The organism is Micromonospora sp. NPDC003241 (assembly GCF_053589795.1).
In genome coordinates, this window is record NZ_JBSFSO010000088.1 from 1 (window position 1) to 6,551 (window position 6,551).

The 6,551-nt window shown below is 69.4% G+C and carries 7 protein-coding genes; 3 read left to right on the forward strand and 4 right to left on the reverse strand.

The genetic code is table 11. The features are described from left to right. Positions 1-133: 133 nt before the first annotated feature. Both ACWDVW_RS32385 and ACWDVW_RS32390 read left to right on the forward strand, forming a co-directional pair. A complete protein-coding gene (locus tag ACWDVW_RS32385) occupies positions 134-1,963 on the forward strand; it encodes a RiPP maturation radical SAM C-methyltransferase (RefSeq protein ID WP_449956735.1) in 1,830 nt (609 codons plus the stop codon). Positions 1,964-1,968: 5 nt separating this feature from the next. Next, the gene (locus ACWDVW_RS32390) at positions 1,969-2,532 is read left to right on the forward strand and encodes a DUF5825 family protein (RefSeq protein ID WP_449956738.1); all 564 of its coding nucleotides are present in this window, start codon (positions 1,969-1,971) and stop codon (positions 2,530-2,532) included. Here the strand turns inward: ACWDVW_RS32390 and ACWDVW_RS32395 are convergent, their stop codons facing one another. Both ACWDVW_RS32395 and ACWDVW_RS32400 read right to left on the reverse strand, forming a co-directional pair. Then, the gene (locus ACWDVW_RS32395; RefSeq protein WP_449956741.1) at positions 2,533-3,177 is read right to left on the reverse strand and encodes a hypothetical protein; all 645 of its coding nucleotides are present in this window, start codon (positions 3,175-3,177) and stop codon (positions 2,533-2,535) included. A gap of 550 nt (positions 3,178-3,727) precedes the next feature. Continuing rightward, positions 3,728-3,868: a hypothetical protein gene (locus ACWDVW_RS32400; RefSeq protein WP_449956744.1), complete on the reverse strand. Its 141-nt coding sequence runs from the start codon at positions 3,866-3,868 to the stop codon at positions 3,728-3,730. 280 nt (positions 3,869-4,148) lie between these two features. Between ACWDVW_RS32400 and ACWDVW_RS32405 the strand changes: the two genes are divergently transcribed. Beyond that, the gene (locus tag ACWDVW_RS32405) at positions 4,149-5,084 is read left to right on the forward strand and encodes a LuxR C-terminal-related transcriptional regulator (RefSeq protein WP_396740355.1); all 936 of its coding nucleotides are present in this window, start codon (positions 4,149-4,151) and stop codon (positions 5,082-5,084) included. Between the two features lie 64 nt (positions 5,085-5,148). On the opposite strand, the gene ACWDVW_RS32410 is transcribed toward ACWDVW_RS32405, so the two are convergent. Continuing rightward, positions 5,149-5,577 carry an Rv0361 family membrane protein gene (locus tag ACWDVW_RS32410; protein ID WP_396740356.1) on the reverse strand — a complete coding sequence of 143 codons (429 nt, stop codon included), beginning with the start codon at positions 5,575-5,577 and terminating at the stop codon, positions 5,149-5,151. A gap of 34 nt (positions 5,578-5,611) precedes the next feature. Next, entirely contained in the window at positions 5,612-6,418 is an 807-nt protein-coding gene (locus ACWDVW_RS32415) for an SDR family NAD(P)-dependent oxidoreductase (protein ID WP_449956748.1), read from the reverse strand. Positions 6,419-6,551: the final 133 nt, after the last annotated feature.

The following is a 6,551-nucleotide window of genomic DNA, read 5'->3' on the forward strand; positions in this document are numbered from 1 at the left end:
GCCGACGCGGTACGCGTCTTCTCCTGGAACACCGGCTACTGGGACTCCGGCGGCGGACCCACCCGGACCACCGGCAGCCTGCGGTGCCCCACCAGTTCGTGCCACCCGCGCCGGATCTGCGAGAGACGAGACGATGACCATCTGCCTCGCGGCCATGCCGTGGCAGTCCCTGGACTGCCCGTCGCTGCCCATCGGACTACTCAAGGCCGTCACCGTCGCCGCCGGCCGGCCGGAACCACTGAGCTACCACGGCGGCATCCGCTGGGCCGAGTACCTCCTCGACGCCACCGACGGTGAGCTGGGGCCGCCGGAGTACACCGAGGTCGCGGAGGAGGGGTTGTTCCACGGGCTCGGCGACTGGGTGTTCGCCGGGGTCCTGCGCGGCGACGACTCGTTCGGCGTCGCGGAGCTGCGCCGGTACGCCGAGAAGCACGGTCTCGACATCGGCCGGGTCACCCGGATGCGCGAGTACGCCGCCGGTTTCGTCGACGCCGCGGCCCGCGAGATCCTCGCCACCGAGCCCAGCCTCGTCGGTTTCACCACGACGTTCATGCAGAACGCGCCGAGCCTCGCCACCGCCAAGCGGATCAAGGAGCTGGCCCCGCACGTGCCCATCGTGCTCGGTGGCGGCAACTGCGACGGGATGATGGGCGCCGCGATCCACGAGAACTTCCCGTTCGTCGACTACGTGGTACGCGGCGAGGGCGAGATCGCCTTCCCCGCCCTGCTCGACGCGCTGGACGGCCGGATCGAGCTGGCTGCCGTACCCGGACTGTGCTGGCGTGACCAGGACGGGCGGCACGACAACCCGCAGGGCAAGCTGATCCCGCCGGCCCTGATGCCGGTGCCGGACTACGACGACTGGTTCGCGCTCATCGCGGAGTCGCCGGTCGGCGAGTACGTGGAGCCGAAGCTGGTGCTGGAGAGCGCCCGGGGCTGCTGGTGGGGCGAGAAGCACCACTGCACCTTCTGCGGCCTCAACGGCACCGGCATGCAGTTCCGGGCCAAGGCGCCGGAGACGGTCATCGAGGAGCTGACCTCGCTGGTCCGGCGGCACCAGACGCTGGACGCCATCATGGTCGACAACATCATCGACAACCGCTACTACCGTGACCTGCTGCCCAGCGTGGCCGCCCTCGACTGGGACCTGCGCATCCACTACGAGGTCAAGTCCAACCTGCGCCCGGACGAGATCACGGTGCTGCGGCAGGCCGGCGTGACCCACGTACAACCGGGCATCGAGTCGCTGGTCAGCCCGGTGCTCAAGCTGATGGACAAGGGCGTCACCGGGGTACGCAACGTACGGACGCTGCGCGACTGCGAGGCCGCCTCGCTGACCGTCTCCTGGAGCTGGCTCTACGGCTTCCCGACCGAGTCCACCGCCGACTACGAGGCGGTCCTGCGGCAACTGCCGGCCCTGGTGCACCTGCAACCGCCGGCCGGTGCGGCCCGGATCCTGCTGGAACGCTTCAGCCCGTACTTCGAGAACCCGCTGTTGGGCTTCCCCAACCGCCGGCCCGCCAAGATGTACGACCACGTCTACGCGCTCGCGCCGGAACGGCTGACCGACATGGTCTATCTGTTCGACACCGATCCGGCCGGGCTCTCCGAGACCGACGCCGAGGGGCTGCACAAGCTCATCGGGATCTGGATCGACGCCTACCCGTCCAGCTCGCTGCGGATCCTGAGCGCCGACGACGAGGAGATCGTGATCGAGGACCGGCGGGTCGGCTGGCCGGAGCAGGACCACCGCATCACCGGGGCCGGGTTCGTGGCCGCGTACCGCGAGCTGGAGAACGGACGGACCGCGAAGGCCCTGGCCGCGCGGGTCGCCGAGTACGGCCTGACCGCCGAGGAGTTGCAGGACTGGTTGGGCAAGCTGGCCGGTGACGGGCTGCTCTTCACCGAGCAGGGCCACTGGATCACGCTGGCCACCCCCACCGAACCGCTGAAGGTGAGCTGATTCCCATGACGACGGCGACGAGCGCGGTGATCGACTTCGACGCGCTGCGGGCCGACCCGGCGGCGTACAGTCTGCTCGCGGTCGAGCTGCCCGAGCCGCTGCGGTTCGGGCAGTCCCCGGCGGAGGACCTCGACCTGCTGCGGATGCTCCGCGCGGTCACCAGCCACGCGGTCCGGCTGCGGTGGACGCTGCGCGGTCGCCCGGCGTTCCCGCTGCACACCTATTCGCACCTGCTGCCGCCGTGCCTGGGCGTGGAGCTGGACGACGTCACCCACACCGTGGCCTGGGCGCGGGACTACCGCTACGGGTCGTTCTACTACCGCCGGGGGCCGGGGATCGTCACGATCAAGGACGTCCGGCCCGGCCAGCCGGCCTCGCGAATGGTCATCGAGGACGGTGCCGACCGGTTCGAGCATCTCGCCGAGTCGGCGGACGGCCGCCCGGAGGCCGACGACACGGAGCTGGTCGCTGACGCGGTCGAGGCAGGTCTGGCCGTCGAAGCCGACGGCCGCACGCTCGTACTCCCGTTCCGGATGCGGCACTGGCCGGTGCCATACCTGGCGGTCTGATCAGACCAGGCCGCGTCGCGCGGCATGGACACCGGCCTGGAATCGGGTGTTGGCGTCGAGCCGGTGCATCATGTCGGACACCCGCCGCGCGAAGGTCCGCCGGCTCATGTGCAGGGTCGCGGCGGCCTGGTCGTCGGTCAGCCCCTCGCCGAGCGCACGGATCAGTTCCTCGCCCTCGTCGACCCGGGCGGTCGTCGTCCGGGCGGCCCGGGTGCGCTGCACCGCGGTGTCCCACATCAGGCCGAACACCGTGGCCAGCGAGTCACCCATCACCACGCTGCGGATCCGGGTCAGCCGACCGTTGCCCGGATGCACCGGATCCTGGTGGGGCAGATAGACCACGGCCCGGTCCCGCACCACGAGGAAGTAGGGCAGGTCCACCGGGGCCGGCAGCGCGATCCCGTCCCGGGCGAGGGTGGCCACCGGCTCGGCCAGCGGCTCCCGGCCGGGCGTGAAGAGCAGGCGGACCGTCAGGTTGCGGGCCCGTAGCTCGCCGAACACCTCCGCCGGCAGCGGCATCTGACCGGGTATCGGCGCCACGACCAGGAGCTCGGTCCGGGTCAGATCGGTCAGTTCGGCGCTGAGCAGCAGGGCGCTGATGTCGGCGCTGAGTACACGCCGGTCCTGATAGGCGGCCCGCTGCACAAGGTTTCTGTCAGTGATGGTGGAACGGACGGGTATAGAGCTTGGGCTATCGTATATCACCTTATATGCCCATCGATAACGGCGCGCGTCACCGACCAGCCATAGGCCGGCACGGTCCTACTGCATTTCCACCGGACCACGGAGAGTCAGCGACAGACTCTCCGTGCCCATCCAGAGCGGGTGTCGGTCGCCGCGCGGCCGGACGATGATCACAGCTCCCACTGTCGGATCACTTCCCAGCCGTCCAGTCGCGCGGCGGCCCGCACACAGAGATCAGCCAGACTCAGTTCGGCGGATCTCATGTCACAGATAGCGACATAGGCCCCTATCCACATCAACCCCGCTCGTTCTATTACCTTGACGTGTTCGACTCGGTCGCCATCCACACGACAGCCGAGAATCAGGTCCCTTAGCCGTTCGGGCGTCAGCGGCGTCCGTGCCGTCGTCACCGGAATGAGCGTTACGGCTGACAGCTGCACGTTTCCATCCAATGTGTCGTAGACATCCCCCCGCCAACACGCCCCCACGTTCAGCGAACGGTATCCGCGACCTAGCGCAGCGGCATTCCCCAGGAGTACCCGGCGGTCGGCCCGTCGGTCTTGTTGAGGGGAACGCGCTCGCCGAGCAACGGAGCGGAGGCGCTGACCACAAGAGCCAGAGCGGCAAGGGCGAACTTCAGGCGACGAGACATACGGCCACTTTCCTTCCCGAATCAGGCAACCTGCCTAACGGTTTCCCCGATTACCGCGTCGGCGAAGCCAGTCTCTTGCGACGCCCGGATACGGTCAACAAGATCCAAGTGACGGGATCGCGCCAGGCGGGTTCACGTCAGGGTGGCAGGATCTTGCCAGCCGTCTTTGCCATCTGACAATCTCTTTCCCGGCAGGCCACCGGTCGGGCACGGAGTACGAGTGGGAGGGAGCAGAGTGTTCAGCACCCTGGGCATATCGACCACCGCAGAGGCCGTTTACATGACCATGTTGCGCCAGTCGACCTGGGGGGTCGCCGAGATCGCCGAGTCCCTGCGGATCGACGCGCGGCAGGTGCACGACGCACTCGACGAGCTGATCGAACTCGCCCTGGTCCGCGAGTCGCCGGTCAGCCCCGGCAAGATCACCCCGACCAGTCCCAAGGTCGGCCTCGCGGCGCTGCTCGCCCGCGCCAAGGCGGACATCGCCCAACAGCAGTACGAGATCGAGGCGACCCAGGCGGCGATCGACGCGCTCTCCGAGGCGCACCACGTCGACCAGCCGGACCAGCAGCACCAACTGATCCAGATCGTGAAGCTCGACTCGGTACGCCAACGCCTCCAGGAACTCGCCCGGCTGACGCAGGTGGAGTGCCTCTCGTTCAACCCGGGCGGCGCACACCGGCCGGACGCGATGGCCGCCAGCAAGCCGGTCAACCAGGAGGCCCTGGAGCGGGGCGTGACCATCAAGTCGATCTATCAGGAGAGTTTCCGCAACGATCCGGACACGCTCGCCTATGCCCGCTGGTTCAACAGCCTCGGCGGCGAGACCCGCTGCCTGCCGGTGGTGCTGTTCCAGATGATCATCGTGGACCGCCGCATCGCGCTGCTGCCGGTCGACCCCACCGACGCCCGCAAGGGCGCCGTCGAGATCCACAACCCGGGGATCACCGCCGCCCTCAGCTCGCTGTTCGACCACGCCTGGTCCACCGCGACACCGTTCGGCTCTGCGGCCAGCGCGGACGAGAACGGGCTGGAACCGACCGAGCGGCAGTTGCTCCAACTGCTCGGCGACGGCTACACCGACGAGGCCACCGCCCGCAAACTCGGTCTGTCGGTCCGCACCGTGCAGCGGATGATGTCCGACCTGACCACCCGGCTGGGCGCGGAGAGCCGCTTCCAGGCCGGCGCCAACGCCGTACGGCAACGCTGGCTGTGACCCGGTCCGCGCCCCGCCCCGGGAAGTCCCGCGGCGCGGTGCCACGGGGCGGGGGCGCGGCAGGTCACACCGACGGCTCGCAGATGAGCCAGTCGCCGTCCTCGCGGAGCATCGACACCATCCGCGCCTGCGTGGTGCCGTCGGCGTAGCTGACGCTGACCCCGACCGTGCCGGTGGTCTTCCACGGCAGGCCGTTGACCCGCAGCTCACCGGTCATCTCGTGGGAACTGGGCAGCCGCGCCTCGGCCGCCGAGGTGAACGCCTCCCGGGACTGGTCGGCGCGTACCTCGGCGCAGAGCGACCCGTACGCGTCGTCGAAACGCCGCTCCTCCAACGCGCGGTAGTAGTCGTCCACCACGTCCTTGGCGACACCACCGCTGCGCGCCGTCAGGAAGACGGCCGAACCCGCTCCGGCGAGCACCAGCAACACGACCGCACCGATCACCACCAGCAACACCGTCTTCCTGGTCTGCTCCGACTCCTGCTTCCTCATGCCGGCACTCCGCTCCGCGTCGTCCCCTGCTCCCTCATGCCGGCACTCCGCTCCGCGTCGTCCCGCCCTGGGGCGCGTCTGCCTCGATGATCTGCTCACTCCGTTCGCTCGTGTCGGCACCGAACACGGCGGTGGTCGCTCCGGCGGTCTCCGCGCCGTCGATGACCAGTTCCTGCCCGGTGAGGAAGCTCGCCTCCGGGGAGGCGAGGTAGTGGAAGGCCGCCGCGATCTCCTCCGGAGACGCGTGCCGTCCGGCGGGGATCTTCGCGTTCACCTCGTCGAGCATGGCCGGCGTGTACTCGGCCAACTGCATCGGCGTCAGCACCGCACCCGGACTGACGCAGGCGACCCGGATCCACGGGCTCAGCTCCAGGGCGAACGTGCGGCAGAGCGCCACGATGCCGGCCTTGGTCGCGTTGTAGTCGGCGTAGAGCGGGTAACCCCGCGCGCCGTTGACCGAGGCGGTGGCCAGCAGCACGCCGGCCCGTTGCCGCACCATCACCCGGGCCGCCGCCTGCCACAGCCCGAGTACGCCCAGCAGGTTGACGTCGACGACGCGGCGCGCGTCGGCCTCGGTCAGCTCCAGCACCCCGTGTCGCACGCTGATGCCGGCGTTGGCGATCACCACGTCGATCGGGGCGGTCTCGGCGACCTGCGTGACCGCGTCGCGGACCGCCGACCAGTCCGCGACGTCGGTCTCGATCCACTGCACCGCCGGGTTCTGCGGATCGGTGGGGGCCTGCACGTCCAGGTTGAACACCCGGTCCCCGCCGGCGGCGAACCGTTGGGCCGTGGCCCAGCCGATGCCGCTGGAGGCACCGGAGATGATTACCGTCCGCATCGAACTCTCCCAGTTCTCGTGTGGGTCGTGGTGGGGGCGACGGCGAGCATCAGCAGGGTGTGCAGGATGCCCAGCAGGGTGGAGAAGCCGGGATTGCGCAGCGGCAACCGGCCGAAGATCCCCCAGCCGTACC